The 1,207-nt window shown below is 59.5% G+C and carries 2 protein-coding genes; one reads left to right on the top strand and one right to left on the bottom strand.

The window, feature by feature from the left end:
- A partial coding sequence (locus AC1DVR_RS23430; protein ID WP_478003032.1) for a cell wall hydrolase occupies nucleotides 1-460 on the top strand: 460 nt, incomplete at its 5' end.
- A gap of 56 nt (nucleotides 461-516) precedes the next feature.
- Here AC1DVR_RS23430 and AC1DVR_RS23425 read toward each other — a convergent pair.
- Nucleotides 517-882 (bottom strand): hypothetical protein, encoded by a 366-nt coding sequence (locus AC1DVR_RS23425; protein ID WP_478003031.1) that lies wholly within the window; start codon nucleotides 880-882, stop codon nucleotides 517-519.
- Between the last annotated feature and the right edge of the window lie 325 nt (nucleotides 883-1,207).

Here is a 1,207-nt window from a genome sequence, read left to right as displayed (position 1 = left end):
GAGCTACACACCGCAAGACCGCGATGTGATGATCCGGACGATCATCGGCGAGGCCGCCGGGGAAGGACCGGAGGGGATGGCTGCCGTGGCATTGGTCATCCGCAACCGGATGGCTGACAGCCGCTTTCCGGACACGCCCGGTGAGGTCTCACTGCAGGCCGGGCAGTTCTCGGCATGGAACACTGACGGCTCCGGAAACGATCTGGTCGATCGCTATGGTCCGGGCAGCGACGCCTACGACAAAGCAGCACTGATCGCCGATATGGTGATGGGCGGCCAAGTGCCCGACTTCACCAAAGGCGCGGTGAACTATTACTCGCCCGAAGGCATGCGTGCGCTGGTTGCTGAAGGCTATCAGAACAACCTCATTCCTGGCTGGCTAAACTCCGCCAGTGCGGAACGGGCCGCCCCGGCAGTCCAAATCGGCAATCAAATCTGTACTGGCGAGGTAAAGCCATGACCAACAATCTTGGGTGCAGCCAGACTTCCATAAATCTAGTCGAGGGGGCCCGACCATCAAGTACCGAACCGACGCCGCCAATCCATTTGCGCAGAAAGGTCAGCCTGGGTTTTGGCAATGGCAAAGCCGTTGAGCGGAACTTCATCCTGAGCATTTTCTGCAATCGGCGCCACCCCAAACTGTCTTTGCATTGCCAGAACCAAAGCAATCCAGCCGAAGATCGGCGTCACGATAGCGATCACTCCCAGCGGCCAAGTGCCGAACAGGTGGAACGCAAAGCCCGCGCTTCCAGAGACAAGTGCCAACAGCAAAAGCCGCTTGCCGAGCCACGGCAAGGGCCTCGGGGGCTTCACTTCCCCATCCCGGGCGTCCCGTCTTACCCCTTCAAGCCGGCGCTGCACATCGGTCTCCGCAATAGACATCACGGCTGCAGCTTAGCTAAGACCATCCGATATGTCTATTTTATTCAATGCGTTGCCCGCAACGTCATAGCGGATCCGGGATGTGGTCGTCTCTGGCAACAACCCCCGATGACCACCTAGAAGCGCCCCCGTTCACATCCCCCATTTCAAGGACCAGCCATGCGCAAGAATCCTTCCGCGCAATTAATCCGGGGTGGCCAGACCACCCAGCACTTCTGGGCCATGGCGTCCCAGGTCTTCTCGACCGGGCTCAAGGTCTCGGCGGCGATCTATGTTCTGTGCTTCGTGGGGCTGATCGCGCTGAACTTCCGGTTGGAGGAGGTGA

This window comes from Rhodobacter sp. P2_H5 (genome assembly GCF_056403335.1).
Note: the sequence above shows the minus strand (reverse complement) of the source record. Positions and strands in the feature narration are given on the sequence as shown.